General features: G+C 59.8%; 13 protein-coding genes and 1 pseudogene. 7 read left to right on the top strand and 7 right to left on the bottom strand.

Annotated elements, in window-relative coordinates; genetic code table 11:
• The 6 genes from panB to PJU76_RS08525 all read right to left on the bottom strand — a co-directional run bounded on the left by panB (position 1) and on the right by PJU76_RS08525 (position 5955).
• Positions 1 to 786 (bottom strand): 3-methyl-2-oxobutanoate hydroxymethyltransferase, encoded by a 786-nt coding sequence (panB, locus tag PJU76_RS08550; RefSeq protein ID WP_271779180.1) that lies wholly within the window; start codon positions 784 to 786, stop codon positions 1 to 3.
• Positions 779 to 1414 carry a deoxynucleoside kinase gene (locus tag PJU76_RS08545; protein ID WP_271779179.1) on the bottom strand — a complete coding sequence of 212 codons (636 nt, stop codon included), beginning with the start codon at positions 1412 to 1414 and terminating at the stop codon, positions 779 to 781. Before PJU76_RS08545 ends, panB begins: the two co-directional genes overlap by 8 nt.
• A complete protein-coding gene (folK, locus tag PJU76_RS08540) occupies positions 1387 to 1956 on the bottom strand; it encodes a 2-amino-4-hydroxy-6-hydroxymethyldihydropteridine diphosphokinase (RefSeq protein ID WP_064218233.1) in 570 nt (189 codons plus the stop codon). Before folK ends, PJU76_RS08545 begins: the two co-directional genes overlap by 28 nt.
• A complete protein-coding gene (locus tag PJU76_RS08535; RefSeq protein ID WP_271779178.1) occupies positions 1914 to 3305 on the bottom strand; it encodes a CCA tRNA nucleotidyltransferase in 1392 nt (463 codons plus the stop codon). The genes folK and PJU76_RS08535 overlap by 43 nt, the downstream gene beginning before the upstream one ends.
• A complete protein-coding gene (gene pcnB / locus PJU76_RS08530) occupies positions 3280 to 4758 on the bottom strand; it encodes a polynucleotide adenylyltransferase PcnB (protein ID WP_271779177.1) in 1479 nt (492 codons plus the stop codon). Before pcnB ends, PJU76_RS08535 begins: the two co-directional genes overlap by 26 nt.
• A 234-nt stretch (positions 4759 to 4992) precedes the next feature.
• Positions 4993 to 5955, bottom strand: coding sequence for a glycosyltransferase family 2 protein (locus tag PJU76_RS08525; RefSeq protein ID WP_271779176.1), 963 nt, complete (start codon positions 5953 to 5955; stop codon positions 4993 to 4995).
• A 175-nt stretch (positions 5956 to 6130) separates the two neighbouring features.
• Between PJU76_RS08525 and guaB the strand changes: the two genes are divergently transcribed.
• The 3 genes from guaB (at position 6131) to PJU76_RS08510 (ending at position 12290) form a co-directional block, all read left to right on the top strand.
• A complete protein-coding gene (guaB, locus tag PJU76_RS08520; protein WP_064218230.1) occupies positions 6131 to 7591 on the top strand; it encodes an IMP dehydrogenase in 1461 nt (486 codons plus the stop codon).
• A 3-nt stretch (positions 7592 to 7594) separates the two neighbouring features.
• Positions 7595 to 9139, top strand: a complete 1545-nt coding sequence (gene guaA / locus PJU76_RS08515; protein ID WP_271779175.1) for a glutamine-hydrolyzing GMP synthase — start codon at positions 7595 to 7597, stop codon at positions 9137 to 9139.
• A gap of 442 nt (positions 9140 to 9581) precedes the next feature.
• Positions 9582 to 12290 carry an AAA domain-containing protein gene (locus tag PJU76_RS08510; RefSeq protein WP_271779174.1) on the top strand — a complete coding sequence of 903 codons (2709 nt, stop codon included), beginning with the start codon at positions 9582 to 9584 and terminating at the stop codon, positions 12288 to 12290.
• Positions 12291 to 12411: 121 nt separating this feature from the next.
• On the opposite strand, the gene PJU76_RS08505 is transcribed toward PJU76_RS08510, so the two are convergent.
• Positions 12412 to 13323, bottom strand: a complete 912-nt coding sequence (locus PJU76_RS08505) for a LysR family transcriptional regulator (RefSeq protein WP_271779173.1) — start codon at positions 13321 to 13323, stop codon at positions 12412 to 12414.
• A gap of 122 nt (positions 13324 to 13445) precedes the next feature.
• Here PJU76_RS08505 and PJU76_RS08500 point away from each other — a divergent pair, with 122 nt between their 5' ends.
• The 4 genes and pseudogenes from PJU76_RS08500 to PJU76_RS08485 form a co-directional block, all read left to right on the top strand.
• On the top strand, positions 13446 to 14720 hold the full coding sequence (locus PJU76_RS08500; protein ID WP_271779172.1) for an SGNH/GDSL hydrolase family protein: 1275 nt from the start codon (positions 13446 to 13448) through the stop codon (positions 14718 to 14720).
• Between the two features lie 3 nt (positions 14721 to 14723).
• Positions 14724 to 15764 carry an alkene reductase gene (locus PJU76_RS08495; RefSeq protein ID WP_271779171.1) on the top strand — a complete coding sequence of 347 codons (1041 nt, stop codon included), beginning with the start codon at positions 14724 to 14726 and terminating at the stop codon, positions 15762 to 15764.
• Positions 15761 to 15910 (top strand): hypothetical protein, encoded by a 150-nt coding sequence (locus PJU76_RS08490; RefSeq protein ID WP_271779170.1) that lies wholly within the window; start codon positions 15761 to 15763, stop codon positions 15908 to 15910. Before PJU76_RS08495 ends, PJU76_RS08490 begins: the two co-directional genes overlap by 4 nt.
• Before the next feature lie 6 nt (positions 15911 to 15916).
• Positions 15917 to 16417, top strand: a pseudogene (locus tag PJU76_RS08485) (MFS transporter); the annotation flags it as partial.
• Positions 16418 to 16422: the final 5 nt, after the last annotated feature.

The raw sequence follows: 16422 nt of genomic DNA, 5'->3' as shown, positions 1-16422 counted from the left end.
TCAGCACTTACGACGCGGCGGGAACCCGTTGTTGCCCACGTCCCGCACATACTCGGCGAGGGCATCACGCATGATCTGGCTGCCTTCAATATAACGCCGTGCAAAGGGTGGGCTTTTCGCGCTGATCCCCAGCAGATCGTGCATCACCAGCACCTGGGCATCGGTATCCGGCCCGGCCCCGATGCCGATCGTGGGTATGGCGATATCGCGGGTGATATCCGCCGCCAGCGCATCGGGGATCGCTTCCAAAACGACGAAGCGGGCGCCCGCCTCCGCCAGTGCCCCGGCATCAGCCTGCAAGTGGCGCGCACTATCCGCGTCGGTACCCTGCTGTTGAAAACTGCCCCACTGCCGCACCCGCTGGGGAGTCAGGCCGATATGGGCGCAGATATTGACGCCCCGCTCCGCGCAGAAGGCCACCGTAGGCGCCATCTCCGCACCACCTTCCAGTTTGATGACGTCGGCACCAGCGCGCAGCAGGGTTACCGCCGCATCCCAGGCCTGTTCCGGACCCTTTTCGTAAGTCCCGAAGGGCAGGTCGGCAAATACCAGACAGTCCCCAGCTCCCCGCACCACCATCCGGGTGTGATAGGCCATCTGCTCCAACGTAACGCCGAGGGTGTCGTCGGCACCGGTGACCACCATGCCGAGAGAATCACCTACCAGTACGCCATGCACCCCCGCTGCCGCCGCGCAACAGGCGAGAGGGTAGTCATAGGCCGTAACCACGGCGCGTTTGATGCCGTTTTGCTTGTCCTGCACCCAGCGGGCAATTTTCTTATGCATCTCGCTCCTCGGCCTCTTTCAAGCGATACCTGACTGTGTCGATCAACTGCTCAGTGTGCCGTGGATTGTGGACAAAATCCACCTGCGCCGAGTCGATATTCAGGCAGGGCCAGGAATAGTCCGCCTGCCACGCATGGTAAGTCGTCTGCACCCGCGCCAGATAATCCGCCGTCAGTGCCTGTTCGTAGGCGTCTCCACGGGCCCGGATGCGCTCCAGCAGGATCGGTAGTGGTGCCTCCAGGAAGATCATCAGGTCTGCCGGTGCGGGATGGTAGTCCAGAGCCACGCGCAAGGCGTGGAAAAGACGAAGTTCTTCTGTATCCAGGGTAAGGGGGGTAAAAATTTCGTCTTTGCGCGCACTGTGATCGCTGATGACCCAATGCTGATTGCCGAGATGCTGCCACTGTGTCCGGCGTTGCATTAAAAACTGCAACTCTGTTGCCAGCGCTGCGCCCGGGCCCTGGTAGAAACGGCAGAGAAAGGGGTTTTGGGCGGGTGTTTCGAGAATGAGTCGTCCACCCAAGGCATGGCCCAGTTGCCGTGCCAGACTGGTTTTGCCAGCGCCCATCGGACCTTCAATACTGATGATACGGGGATTGGTCATGCCTGGGCAGAACGAGCGTTGCACGCGGACGTTTCCCAAACGCTGTCAGGAATACAGGTAATGGATTGCCCGGCTACGGCAGGCAGATGATCGGCGATGCATCCGCAGCCAGAAATGATCAATTCCGGATCAAACTCGGCAAGGGGGATAAGCACGAAGGCCCGCTCGTGCAGACGGGGATGGGGCAGGGTGAGCTCCGGATCCGTAGAATGGGTGGTCCCGTAACTCAGCAGGTCGAGGTCCAGCACTCGTGGACCCCAGTAAATTTCATCGGCGCGACGGCGTCCAGCGGTTGCCTCCAGCGTTTGCAGATGGCTGAGGAGGGCGCGGGGTTGCAAAGCGGTTTGCAGGCGGGCGACCGCATTGACGAACGCAGGCTGGGTGATGCCGCCCACAGGTGCTGTCTGGTAGAGACGGGACTGCCACAGGAGGGTACTTTCCGGTACGGCGGCCAGGGCCTCCAGCGCATGTCGCACCTGTGCCACGGGCAGGTCCAGGTTGCTGCCAATACTGATCCAGGCAATTACGGTTGGATGGACGGCAGGATGCCTTGTTTGATAAGCCATTGTCGGGCGGTTTCCTTGTCTTTAATCGCGCCATCCAAGCGGGCATCATGCAGGTGGCGGAGTACCTTACCAAGCTGTGGGCCGGGCGCCAAGCCCATGGCTTGCAGATCCTTGCCATTGAGCGGTGATGTCAGGCCACGTTGTTTCAGCAAGTAGTAGCGACCACTTTTGGTGATGGTATCGGTTTCCGGATACTCTGCAAGTAGCGCCAGTATGCCTGGCAGCGACAGTGATTCCCATAACTGCGCCACTGCACTGGGGTGACTTGCCTTCGCCAGAGCTGCCGGTATTTCTGACAGCCGGTGCAGATCGTTCAGAATATAACGCCCATCGGTCACCGGCCAATAGTGTAAGCGTTTCTCCGCCGCCCAGGGGATATCCCGCCAGAGTATAGTCAGCAAAACGGCCGCGTCGCAAAGTTTCTCGTCAGGGAAGTGGCGGTGAAGCCAGTGGATTTCCTGTTGACCACGACGTATTTTGGCAAGGAGAGACTCCACTTCCAGTGGAGTCGGGCGCAACAGTGGCCATAACTGCCAGGCACCCAGCTCTTCCAGGGCCGCAGGGAGGTCGGTGAGTTCGAGCAGATACTTCAACTCACGCCATAACCGCGCGCCGCTGAGTCGAGCGAAAATATTCCGGGTTAATGCCTCCTCCAGCAGGCCACGCGTGCTGGCTTCCAGTTGGAGTTGGAAACGCACGGCGAAACGGAGTCCTCGCAGGATACGAGTGGGGTCGTCCAGAAAAGAATGGGGATGGAGCACACGCAGCAGACGCCGCTGGAGATCTGTACGGCCTCCGTAGGGGTCCAGAAATTCGCCGAATTTTTCCGGGTCCAGGGAGATGGCCATGGCGTTGATGGTGAAATCACGGCGGATCAAGTCTGCCTGGATGGCAGCAGGTTGCACCTCAGGCAGCGCGGCTGGCGCTGGATAATGTTCTATCCGGCAACGCGCCAGATCCAGCTGGAAGCCATCGGGGTACCGGAGAATAGCGGTGCCAAAATGCGGATGATAGGTGCATTGCGCGCCGGATAGTTCCGCGGAACAAGCCTCGGCGACGGCGCGGACATCACCCTCAATGGCCAGATCGATATCTGGCATGGGGTGGTTTTGCAGAAAATCGCGGACGCAGCCGCCGACAAGATAGGCCGGCGTGCCGAGGTTCGCGGCAATCCTGCCGATGCCGTGCAGGCGCCGGAGCAGCGCGTCTCCCCATTGCTGTTGCAGCATCTGGTGAATTTGTGTGGCGGGTAATGGGTCTGCACTTGGAGTGGTACTCTGTGCATCCAGAGAGCCTTCTCCCATGGGAATGCGGGGATCCGGATTAGCTGTCGGTCTGTCCGTCGTCATGGCTGTCATCCGCGCCGCCCTGACCAGGACGATTACCGCGCCGTCGCCGTCGCCGGGGACGGCGACGTGATGTTGCTGGGAGTGGCCCCAGTGCCGCTTCCTGTCCGGTTTCTTCGAGGCGAGCCCGTTCGATGAGGATACGTCGACCATCATGATCTGCGGTCTGGAATTGTTCCCACCATTCCACCAAGGTAGCCGATATTTCGCCGCTCTGACTGCGCAGACTCAGGAAATCAAAGGCTGCACGAAAGCGCGGATGGGCGAGCAGCGCGTGAGGGCGACGTCCACCGCGCCGCATGAAACGCGCCTGCAAATCCCATATTTCGCGCATAGGCAGAGCGAAGCGACGAGGGACAGAAACACGCCCAACGCATTCCTGCAGCACGTCGCTGGCGGCTTGCTGCAGGGCGACCGTTGCAGGTTTGCCCTGTTGTTCGAGCAACCGGCATTGCTCTTGCAAGGCGGGCCAGAGCAATGCGGCAAAGAGAAATGCGGGGGTTACCGACTTGCCGTCACGTACCCGCGTATCGGTACCCCCCAGCGCGCCTTGCAACAACGTACGTGCCGCGCTGTATTCCGCATGGTCGAGGAGCACGTCCACCTGCGGAAACAAGGCGGCAAATAGCCCCTGCTGGCGCAAGTGTTCGAAACTGGTCTGCGCGTTACCATTCAAAAAAAGTTTTAGCGTTTCTTCAAACAGCCGCGCCGAGGGCACCTCCTGCAGGCGCTCGCGGCAGGCCGCTATGGGCGCCTGGGCGGCTGTATCCATTATGAATCCCAGCTTGGCAGCAAAGCGAACGGCCCGCAGCATCCGCACCGGATCTTCCCGGTAACGCTGCTCTGGATCACCAATGACGCGCAGCCGACCGGCTTGCAAATCTTCCATGCCTGTGGAGAAATCCAGAATGCTGCGGTCAGCGATGTTGTAATAGAGCGCGTTGGCGGTGAAATCCCGGCGCCGGGCATCTTCCTCAAGTGAACCATAGACGTTATCTGCCAATATGCGCCCTGTTTCGCTGCGCTCACTGGCCTCGTCGTTTGCCTTGCCGTTCGCGCCGCCGCGGAAAGTGGCTACCTCGATGATCTCGTGACCAAACTGTACGTGCACCAAGATGAAGCGTCGACCAATGAGGCGGGCGTTGCGCCGAAACAGTTTGCGGACCTGCTCCGGGTGCGCGTCCGTTGCGACGTCGAAATCCTTAGGTTCCCGTCCCAGCAGCAGATCACGGACACTGCCGCCGACCAGATAGGCCTGAAAGCCGGCGCGATGCAGACCATTGAGGACCTGCAAGGCGCCTTCGCTGATCTGCCGCCGCGAAACGTTGTGCTCGTTACGTGGCGTTACCCGTGCACCGGGGATGCCGGGTGATAACGGCGGGGGCGCCGCCACCGTTTCGACGGCAGGATCTGGCAGGTTTAACTGCTTGGTAATAAAGTCTTTTATGGATACCAAGGATTGTCTCTGGGTTGGTGGAACGTAATCTGGGCGACAGTGTACCTGAAAAGTTGTGGAAAAGCAGCGTTTGCCGGGAGGCGCATGTAGCCGGTAATGCCCCATATCCAGAAACAAAAACTACCGAGCCGACCATAAGATTTGATTATGGAAAGTGACGCGATTTATTGCACTGTAATTATTTAGTTGCGGCGTAATTTTGGAAAATAGATGTAATATTGCGTCACGCAAAGTCTATTTATGGCCATCTGCTTGAATCGTGTTGGGTGTATTGACTATTCCCCAAACCTGTTTGACCAGATACACCGGTCTTTGTTTGCTTTCCTCATAGATCCGGCCGAGGTATTCACCGATCACACCTAGGGCCATGAGCTGCACGCCACTCAAGAATAATAAGGTAACCATTATGGATGGATACCCTTTTACCGGATTTCCATATGCAATAGTGCTGATTATCAGCCAGATGGCATAAAGAAAGGCCAGTAACGAAACCAGAAAGCCCAGATAGGCAGCGAGCTGCAGGGGCACCTGGCTAAAAGATGTGATGCCTTCTACGGCAAAATTCCATAGTTGCCAATAATTCCAAGTGGTCCTTCCCGAATGGCGCGGCTCGCGATGGTAATAAATGTTCGTGCTGCGAAAGCCAACCCAGGCAAACAAACCCTTCATGAAGCGCCGACGCTCAGGGAGCGCTTGCAGGGCGTCCAGAACCGAGCGGGAGAGCAGTCGGAAATCACCGGTATCGGGTGGTATCTCCACCTCGCTCATGCGGTTGATAACCCGATAAAAAACATGGGCTGAGGCACGTTTTAACCACGATTCTCCTTTGCGGGAAAGGCGCACGGCGTTAACCACATCAAACCCCTTCCGCCATTGAGCGAGTAGTTCGGGGATCAGTTCGGGGGGGTCTTGCAGGTCAGCATCCAGCGGGATGGCGGCATCGCTCAGAGTGGCGTCGAGCCCCGCGGTAAGCGCCGCCTCTTTTCCGAAATTCCTTGATAAGTCGATAATTTTTATCCGTTGATCCCGGCTGTGCAGGGCGATTAATTGTAGTAGCGTGTCATCGTTGCTGCCGTCATTGACACAAATTATCTCCCAGGGCTCGCTAGTTTGTTCCATGACCGCGCGGATGCGTGTATAGAGCGTTCCTAGATTGCCGGATTCGTTGTGACAGGGGATGATGATGGAAACCGTCATATCAGTTTTAGATTCGAGTTATCGTGGAGTTGACCAGACCGGAAAGCTACAAGACTGGGTCTGCCGCGTCAAACGAGGCTGGAAAAAAGGTGTTTGCTTGGGTATAGTGCGGGATGCCTTTAGCCATGGAGCTGGTAGATCCCAGCCAGCCCCCTCCTTGTTTAGGTGAATCACGATGCAATTGATTGGTGAAGCCCTCACTTTTGACGATATTCTTCTCGTCCCCGCCCATTCGGAAGTGCTCCCCCGGAATGTGCAAATTGCGACCCAGCTCAGTCGCCGCATCAGCCTGAATATTCCACTGCTCTCGGCGGCGATGGATACGGTGACCGAGGCCGCCATGGCCATTGGGATGGCGCAAGAGGGAGGTATCGGCATCATTCACAAGAACATGTCGCCGGACCAGCAGGCCGCACTCGTGCGGCGGGTCAAAAAGTTCGAGTCAGGGATCATCAAAGATCCCATTACCACCCGCGCCGATGTGAGTATCCGCGAGGTATTGCGGATAATGTCCGAGCATGGGATTTCCGGCGTTCCGGTGGTGGATGGCGAGCGCCTGGAGGGTATTGTGACTCACCGTGATCTGCGCTTTGAAACACGCATGGATGCTCCGGTAAGCAGTGTCATGACCCCGCGCGAGCGTCTGGTTACAGTACCGGAAGGCACCAGTCTGGATGCGACGAAGGCCTTGCTGCATCAGTATCGTATCGAAAAAATGCTGGTGGTTAATGAACGCTTTGAGTTGCGCGGGCTAATCACGGTCAAAGACATCCGCAAGGCCATAGAACACCCCCTGGCCTGTCGTGATGGACAAGGTCGCCTACTGGTGGGCGCAGCGGTGGGCGTTGGTGAAGGTACTGACGCGCGGGTACAGGCACTGGCTGAAGCAGGGGTGGATGTCATCATCGTCGATACCGCCCATGGTCACAGTCAGGGAGTGCTGGACCGGGTACGCTGGGTGAAAGATCATTTTCCGGAAGTGGATGTGATTGGCGGCAATATTGCTACCGCGGAAGCGGCATTGGCATTGGTGAAAGCGGGCGCTGACGCCGTCAAGGTAGGTATCGGGCCTGGTTCCATCTGCACCACTCGCATTGTTGCCGGTGTCGGTGTGCCGCAGGTCACGGCTATCAGTAATGTGGCGGACGCGCTGGAGGGTACCGGCGTATCGCTCATTGCCGATGGTGGTATCCGCTTTTCCGGGGACTTCGCCAAGGCTTTGGCAGCGGGGGCGCATACGGTTATGGTGGGCGGTTTGCTGGCGGGCACCGATGAGGCACCGGGGGAAATCGAACTCTACCAGGGCCGCTCCTACAAGGCTTATCGTGGTATGGGATCTTTGGGCGCGATGCAACAGGGTTCTGCCGACCGCTATTTTCAGGATGCCAGCCCGGAAGCGCCGAAGCTGGTGCCGGAAGGGGTGGAGGGCCGGGTTCCCTACAAGGGGCCAGCCGGACAAGTCATTCATCAACTCCTCGGTGGCTTGCGCTCCAGCATGGGTTACTTGGGCGCGGAGGACCTGTCGGCCCTGCGCAGTCGTGCCCGCTTCATCAAAATTACCCAGGCGGGTGTGCGCGAGAGCCATGTTCATGATGTGAATATCACCAAAGAAGCGCCTAATTACCGGGTGGATTGAAGCATGCAAGAACGCATTCTGATTCTCGATTTTGGTTCACAGTTTACCCAGCTTATCGCGCGGCGGGTGCGCGAGGCCCACGTCTATTGTGAAATTCACCCCTATAACATGCCACTGGCAGACATCCAGACCTGGGCGCCTCAGGGGATTATCCTGTCCGGCGGACCGTCCTCGGTGCATGATGCTGATGCACCGACGGTTGAACTGGGCCTATTTGCCTTGGGTCTGCCGATCCTGGGTATTTGTTACGGTCTGCAATTGATGGCGCAGTTGCTGGGTGGACGGGTGGGTAAGGCGGAGCATCGGGAATATGGTCGGGCGCATATCCAGATCAAAGAGGCGGTTGGCCCTTTGCTACCCTTTGGTGCTGCCGGTGACGCCGAAGAGGTTTGGATGAGTCATGGTGACCGGATTGAATCCATGCCCGATGGTTTCCGGGTGCTGGCCAGCAGTGCCAATTCGCCGCTGGCGGCGATCGGTGATCCAGTCCGTCACTTCTACGGCGTGCAGTTCCACCTGGAGGTGGCCCATACACCTCGCGGTGCGGAGATGCTCACCGCCTTTGTGCGTGGCGTTTGCGGATGCGCCGGTGAGTGGACCATGCACTCCTACGTGGATACGGCAGTGGCGACGATCCGCGCCCAGGTGGGCAAGGGTCGGGTTATTGCCGCGCTTTCCGGCGGAGTGGATTCGGCTGTGGCCGCGGTACTCATTCATCGCGCTATCGGCGAGCAGATCACCTGTATTTTTGTGGATAACGGCTTGTTGCGCTTTGGCGAAGCGGAGAAGGTGGCTACTGTATTCCGCAATTATTTCCAGATTCCCCTGCAGGTGATCGACGCTCGCCAACGTTTTCTGGAAGTACTTGCGGATGTTACCGATCCCGAAAAGAAGCGCAAAGCCATCGGTAATTTGTTCATCGAGATTTTTGAGGAAGAGGCGAAGCAGTTGGAAGGTGTCGACTTTTTGGCACAGGGTACCCTGTATCCCGACGTGATCGAGTCCATTTCCTTTAAGGGCCCGAGCGCAACCATTAAGTCCCACCATAACGTGGGTGGCTTGCCGGAGCGTATGCACCTGCAACTGGTCGAGCCTTTGCGTGAGCTGTTCAAGGACGAAGTGCGGGAATTGGGCCGTGAGTTGGGCATGCCCGAAGATGTTGTTCGTCGTCAGCCGTTCCCCGGACCGGGCCTCGCGATTCGTTGTCTGGGAGCGATTGACGAGCCGCGCCTGGAAGTCTTGCGCCGTGCTGACCGGATTGTCATGGAAGAAATCCGTGAGGCGGGATTGTACGACCGCCTCTGGCAGACCTTTGCGGTATTGCTGCCGGTACGTAGCGTGGGCGTGATGGGGGATGCGCGGACCTATGATGAAACCATTGCTTTGCGTGCCGTGGAGTCGGCGGATGGGATGACCGCCGACTGGGCGCATCTACCTTATGGAGTGCTGGGTCGCATTTCCAACCGGATCATCAATGAAGTTGCTGGTGTGAATCGCGTGGTCTACGATATTTCATCAAAACCGCCCGCGACGATCGAGTGGGAGTGAAATAGGGTCTTTCGGGGACTATCGTTACCTATCGAAATTCATACATAACATGTTGATTTTTAAATAAATACGTCGCGATGACTATCGGTAACTATCGCCAGCTAGCGGAGCAAGTTGGCGGTAAGGGTGACGGTAGATCCCAGAGGCCGGATTGGTTTAACCACCACCGACTTCTGGAATCCTTGGGATATATCCCTCCGGCAGAAGCTGAGGCACAATATTACCAGAAACTCGCCCGTCAGGCCGGTAAAGCGGCATGACTTACATTAATCAGCCTCCACCAAACCCGGAGGCGGTTCACCAGCAAATGGTGGAGCCCATAAGCCATCTATCGGTGATGAGGAAAATGATGGCAATATGACTTCTCAACAGAGAAATAACAGCATTCGATATCCGGCGTGAGGGCGCAGACGGATGTGGTGCGCACATGTATAAGGGATGTATGGTTTCGATTCATGTGGGTGGCGAGGACAAGACCGCAGAGATCACTAATTGGTCGATTTGGAGCGATAAGCACGAAGGTCTGCAACTGAAGTGCTCCTATTTGAATAAGGGCAAGGCCGCGTACGCACTCGACGACTGCGTCATCTACCCCACTCGCGAACTGGGCGAGATGTTGTTGACCAAGCCCGGCAGCACGATTGTCACGCCCATCGCCAAGGCGACAATCTACGGCGAGCGGTATGCCGTCGTGCATTATCCGGATGCCGACAAACCCTACGTATTTAAGATGGACGGCATCGGTTTTGCCACGCCGACGACGATGAAGGAAGCGCCGGTCTTCCACTATTTGACTGCCGTGGCCAATGCCCGGCAGGAGTGCGCGGAGTCGAAGACCGACCGCGAAATCGCCGCCAATGTCGTGCGCCAGCTAGGAAGATTGCCCGCCAGTGCCGACACTGCCTTGCAGGCCTATTGCACGGGATGCAACAGCACGCGGGCTCCGGGGCAGGGGTTGATCTATCCGTTTGGGCTGAACGAGAGCCAGCTTGTGGCGGTCGAGCAGGCGTTCCGCGAGCAGGTCAGCGTGATTGAGGGGCCGCCAGGGACCGGCAAGACCCAGACCATCCTCAACATCATCGCTAATATCCTGCTACGTGGACAGACGGTGGCGGTGTTGTCTAACAACAATGCAGCGGTGGAAAACGTCTACGAGAAGCTGGAGAGGTGCGGCCTGAGCTACCTGGTCGCCAAGCTCGGCAACCAGGATAACCGCCAAGACTTTTTCATCGATCCGCCGCCGTGGCCATCCAGCGACCCCGAGCCAGCGCCGACGCTGGAGGAAATCCAGACCCTGCTGGCCCGCTTGAAGCAGCATCTGCACGATCACAACCGGGCGGCGCAATTGCAGCTTCAACTCGACGAGCTGACCATCGAGCGGTGCTATCTCCAGCGATGGCAGGCAGACAACGGTGTGCCGACGGCCGTCTCTCTGGATAGGTACGGGCTGACTCCGCGCAAGACCGTAGACTTGATGGCTTACCTGGCCCATCTGGGTGAGCAGCGTATCCGCCTCAAGGACCGCATCGAACTGCTGTTCAACTTCAGGATTTTCCGCGCCAAGCCGTTCGCCGAGAGCGATGTGCGGCTGTCCATGTTCCATGCCTTGCAGATGCACTACTACGACAGGGCGCTTCGGGGCAAGGAAGTGGAGTTGCAGGCGTGCCGCGAAGCACTGGCGCGCGGGAATTTCACAGCCTTGCTGGATGAATTGAAGACAGCATCGATGCGCCATCTGAAGCAGCACCTACAAAGGTTGCCTCGGCCATCGGACAACTTCGATGCCAAGACGTACCGACAACAGTTCGATGCCTTCTTGAAGCGCTTCCCAATCCTGGGTAGCGGCACGCACTCCATCGTCAATTCGATCGCGCCGGGGGCAATCCTCGACTACGTGATCATCGACGAAGCCTCACTGCAGGACATCGTGCCGGGCATTCTGCCGCTGGGCTGTGCGAAGAACCTGATCGTGGTCGGCGACAACCGCCAGTTGGCGCACATTCCGGTGGTGCTGGGCATGCCGGCACCTGCCGAGGCCTACGATTGCGAGCGCTATAGTCTGCTCGATTCGTGCATTGGCGTATTCAAGGAGGCACTCCCCAGGACCTTGCTGAAAGAGCATTACCGCTGCCACCCCAGGATCATCCAGTTCTGCAACCAGCAGTTCTACGACAATGCGTTGGTGCCGATGACCGAGGACAAGGGCGAGGCGCCGCTACGCCTGGTGGTGACCGCCAAGGGCAACCACGCCCGCCAGAACACCAACCTGCGGGAGTTGGACTCCCTGCTCAAGGTGCTCGACGACGATGGCGATCCCGTCGGGATGGACGGCGACGGCCGTGGTTTCATCGCGCCGTTCCGGGCGCAGGTCACCCTCTCAGGCACGCGCCTGCCGGCAGATTTCGTCAAGGATACCGTGCACAAGTTCCAGGGCCGGGAGTGCGACGAGATCGTCTTCTCCACCGTACTGGACAAGAAGCGCCACAACCAGGAACGCAAGCGACTGCACTTCGTCGATGACCCGCGCATGATCAATGTGGCGGTGTCGCGGGCCAAGCACCGCTTTACCCTGGTGACGGGCGAAGAAGTGTTCGCCGGCAACCACGGGCACATCGCGGCCTTGATGCGCTACATCACCTATTACGCGCAGGACGAGCAGATCGTGCGCGCCCCCGTGGTATCAGCCTTCGACCTACTGTACCGCGAGTACGACCAGTCCCTGGCGCGCTTGAACGCCCGCTTGCGACTCGAGGATTCGCGCTACAAGTCCGAACAGATCGCGGCGCAACTGCTGCGCGAGGCGCTATCCGATCCATCCTGCCAGTCGTTGATGTACCACGGCCAAATCAAGCTGGATCAGATCGCGTCGCCGAGTAACCCGGATTGGACGCCGCGCGAGCGGGCCTTCATGGCGCGTGCCAGTTGCGATTTCGTGATCTATTTCAAGGTAGGCAAGACCCCGCTGGGGGTGATCGAGGTCGATGGCGGCACCCACGACCGACCCGACCAGGCAGCGCGGGACGTCTTGAAGAACGGCATCCTGGCAAAAAGCGGCATTCCCATCCTGCGCTTGTGCACCGTGGAGAGCGGTATCGAGGAGAAAATCACTGGGTTTCTTGCCACATGGGCGCCTACGATGATTAACGCATGATGTTTTTACCTGCACGTGCGACCTTGTCAGTATTTGTGATGGATGTCTGACGCATCCTTCTTTGCAAGGCATGCACCGGCCGCGATATCTGTCCGACCGCCATCATGAAGTACCCATGGAGTCACTTCGCGCTGAGTTCGACCCTGCCAGCCAAGAAATCCAGCAATGCCCGCACCCGCAGCGGCATGTGTCCGCCTTGGCCGACATAGACAGCATGCACTTCCTCCTGGTCGCCAGGATTGCAGTCCTCTAGCACTGTCTGCAAACGGCCAGCGGCGAGGTCTTCGCGCACCTGAAACGCCGCTAGACGCGCCACGCCCAATCCGGCCAGCGCCAGATGGCGCAGCGCCTCACCATCGCTGGCCTGGGCATTGCCCGTGACGGGAAGCACGATGTCCTCGTCACCCTGGCGCAGCGGCCAGCCGGGCTGCGCGCGTGTGTAGTTCGCCCCCAAGCGGTTGTGCGTCAACAGTTCCCGCGGTGTGGCCGGTGTGCCGTGGCGGGCCAGATAACTGGGCGTGGCCACGATCACCATGCGCGTGGCCCCCAGCCTGCGCGCCATCAGGTTCGAGCTTTTCAGCGGGCCAGCGCGTACAGCCACGTCGGTGCGCTGCTGCAGGATGTCGATGACTTCGTCGGTCAGCACGATGTCCAGGGTCACATCGGGATGGTGCTCCAGAAACTCGGACGCCAGTGGTAGTAGGAAGTGGTGCCCGAATGGCACGTTGGCATTCACGCGCAAGCGACCACGCGGCGCGGTGTGCTCGCTGGCGCAGCGTTCGGCTTCTTCCAGGTCGGCCAGGATGCGCACGCCCCGCTCGTAGAACGCACAGCCCTCGGCGGTGAGTTGAAGTTGGCGGGTGGAGCGATTCACCAGCCGCGTCCCCAGGCGTTGTTCCAAGCGTGCGACCAGCTTGCTGACAGCCGAAGGCGTCATGCCGCAGACGCGGGCGGCGGCGGAGAAACCGCCGAGTTCGATCACGCGCACGAAGACTTCCAGTTCGCCGGATCGGTTCACTTCGAGACGGGCCATGACCACCTCCTTGATGAGATGAACTCACAAATGATGTTCCCGTGGACAGTCTATTCCAAATTGGTCTTTAAATTCATAATTTTTCCATTGATCGTCCTTGAATTCACCAAAGGAGAAAAACCATGACATCACTTTCCAGGGCGTCAGCTTCAGCCATGCTGACCTTGGCGGTCACGGCGGGCGCAGCACTGTCCGCTGTACCGGCGATGGCGGCTACGCCGGCCTGGGTTGCCACCTGGCAGGCCAGCCCGCAGCCCACCTGGGGATCGGACTTCCTGTTTCCCACCAATGTCCCGCCGGAACTGCATGACCAGACCGTGCGCCAGGTAGCGCGGATCAGCCTGGGCGGACAACGCCTGCGCATCGTGTTGTCCAACGCCTATGGCCGCGAGCCGGTCGTCGTGGGCAAGACCACGCTCGCCCGGCCGGCAGAGAGCGGTGCCATTGCCGCCAACAGCCTACGTTCTGTGACCTTCGGCGGGAAGGAGATTGCAACGATTCTTCCGGGCGCATCGCTGGTCAGCGACCCCGTGGCCTTGCCGGTACCGGCGCTTGCACGGGTGGCGGTCAGCATCCATCTGCCGAATGCAACGCCCGTGAGCACCTTTCACTGGGATGGCCGCCAGACGGGCTGGATCGCGGCTGGCGAGCAAACTTCGAACGTGGCATGGGCGAAGACCGACGAGGCCAGGCAGAGCACCACGGCCCGCCTGCTGCTGACGGGCATCCAGGTAGAAACCGTACAGGCCACACGGGCAGTCGTCGTGATCGGCGATTCCATCACCGATGGCGCAACCGCCAGCCTCGACACAGACAGCCGCTGGCCGGATTTCCTGGCCGCGCGCCTGGCCCCGCACGGCGTGGCCGTGGTCAATGCGGGCATCTCCGGTGCGCGGCTGTTGTCCGATGGGATGGGTGCCAACGCACTGGCGCGGCTGGAGCGCGACGCGCTGACTCAACCTGGCGTAGAGAGCGTCATCGTGATGCTGGGCATCAACGACATCGCCTGGCTGGGCACGGCGTTCGCACCGAATGCTGCACGCCCGACGCTGGATGCGCTGGCGGCAGGCTACCGGCAGTTGGTCGAACAGGCCCATGCGCACGGCTTGCGTGTGATCGGCACCACGCTGACACCCTTCGCGGGCGCCTTGCGCCAGCAGGTGAATGATTGGATTCGCCACAGCGGCGTATTCGATGCGGTGATCGACTTCGATGCGGCCCTTCGCGATCCCTACCATCCGACCCGGATAGCCGAGCGCTACGACTCCGGCGACCGCCTACATCCAAGCGATGAGGGCAACCGTGCAATGGCCGATGCCGTCGATCTTGATGCGGTTTTGCCAGGATTGCGTGCGGCATCAGACGGTACGCCATCCAAGACCTCACAGGAGCGTTGAAACATGCTGTTCACCCCTTATCGCCTAGGCACGCTGGAATTGCCCAACCGTATCGTCATGCCGCCCATGACCCGCTCGCGGGCGGGAGCCGGCAACGTGCCCACCCCCTTGATGGCGACGTATTACGCCCAACGCGCGTCGGCGGGCCTGATCGTCAGCGAGGGTACGCAGATCAGCCAACAGGGCCAGGGCTATGCCTGGACGCCGGGCATCCACTCGCTCGAGCAGGTCGCGGGCTGGCGCACCGTCACCGACGCCGTACATGCCGCCGAAGGGCGTATCTTCGCGCAGCTCTGGCACGTCGGGCGCGTATCGCATGTGTCTCTGCAACCTGGCAGCGCGGCACCGGTCTCGTCTTCGCCGTTGCTGGCCGATGGCGTCAAGGTATTCATTGACCCCGAGGGCAAAGGGCCGCAAGCAGGCGTTGGTGAAATGGTGCAGCACTCCGCGCCACGTGCCCTGTCCGAAGCGGAAATCTCCCAAGTCGTTCAGGACTTCGCCATCGCGGCGCGCAACGCGCTGGATGCCGGTTTCGATGGCGTGGAACTGCACGGCGCCAATGGCTACCTCATCAACCAGTTCATCGACTCCCGACCGAATACGCGCGCGGACGGTTACGGTGGCTCGCTGCTCAACCGGCTGCGCTTCCTACGCGAAGTGACCGAAGCCGTCGCCGCAGTTACCGGGCCGCAACGGCTTGGCGTGCGGCTGGCGCCGTTGACCACGCTGCAAGGCGCAGTGGACGACACGCCGCAAGCGACCTATCTAGGCGCGGCCAAGGTGAAGGAAGCACTGCGGTTGATCTATCGCGGCACGCTGATCTACGCCGGCAAGTACACGGCCGAGCGCGCCGAAACAGCATTGCGCAACGGCTGGGCCGACCTGATCGGCTTTGGCCGGCCCTTTGTCGCGAACCCCGATCTGCCCAGCCGCCTGCGGCAAGGCTTGCCACTGAATGAACCCGATGGCCGCCACTTCTTCGGCGGTGCGGAAGTCGGCTACACCGACTATCAGTTCACCACGGCAGGAAATAGAACACGATGACCCAGTCCCGGCAGCAGCATCCCGGCATCTGGGCGCTGGCCGTCACGGCATTTGCTATAGGCGTGGCCGAGTTCATCGTGGTCGGCGTGTTACCGGCCATCGCGGCCGATCTGGATGTGCCGCTGGCACAGGTGGGGGGGGGTTAAGTCGGCTTGTATGCGCTGGCACTGGCCATCGGCACGCCGCTGGTGGTGCTCGGGCTGGCTCGATTTCCAGGCAAGCCTGTCCTGCTTGGATTGATCGCTGTTTTCCTGATTGGCAACTTGCTGTCGGCTCTGTCGTACAGCGACGCCATGCTGCTGGCCGGACGCATTGTGACGGCCATTGCGCATGGCAGCTTCTTCGCCATTGGCGCGACGGTGGCTACACGCCTGGCCCCTAAAGGTCAGGCCAGCCGGGCCATTGCGCTGATGTTCGGCGGACTGACACTGGCGATGGTGGTAGGTGTGCCGCTGGGTAGTCTGATCGGCAATGCACTGGGCTGGCAGTTGCCGTTCCTTGCGGTGGCCTTACAGTCGGCATTGGGCTGGGTGGCGATCTTGTGGTGGATGCCAGCCTTACCTTCACAGAAAGACAGCCATGCCGGCATGCAGTTGGCAGCTTTGGCTCGCCCCGAAATCCTGGCGATGATGAGCATCACGATTCTTGGATTCGGTGC

This window comes from Acidithiobacillus ferriphilus (genome assembly GCF_028215975.1).
Lineage (GTDB): Bacteria > Pseudomonadota > Gammaproteobacteria > Acidithiobacillales > Acidithiobacillaceae > Acidithiobacillus > Acidithiobacillus ferriphilus.
Note: the sequence above shows the minus strand (reverse complement) of the source record. Positions and strands in the feature narration are given on the sequence as shown.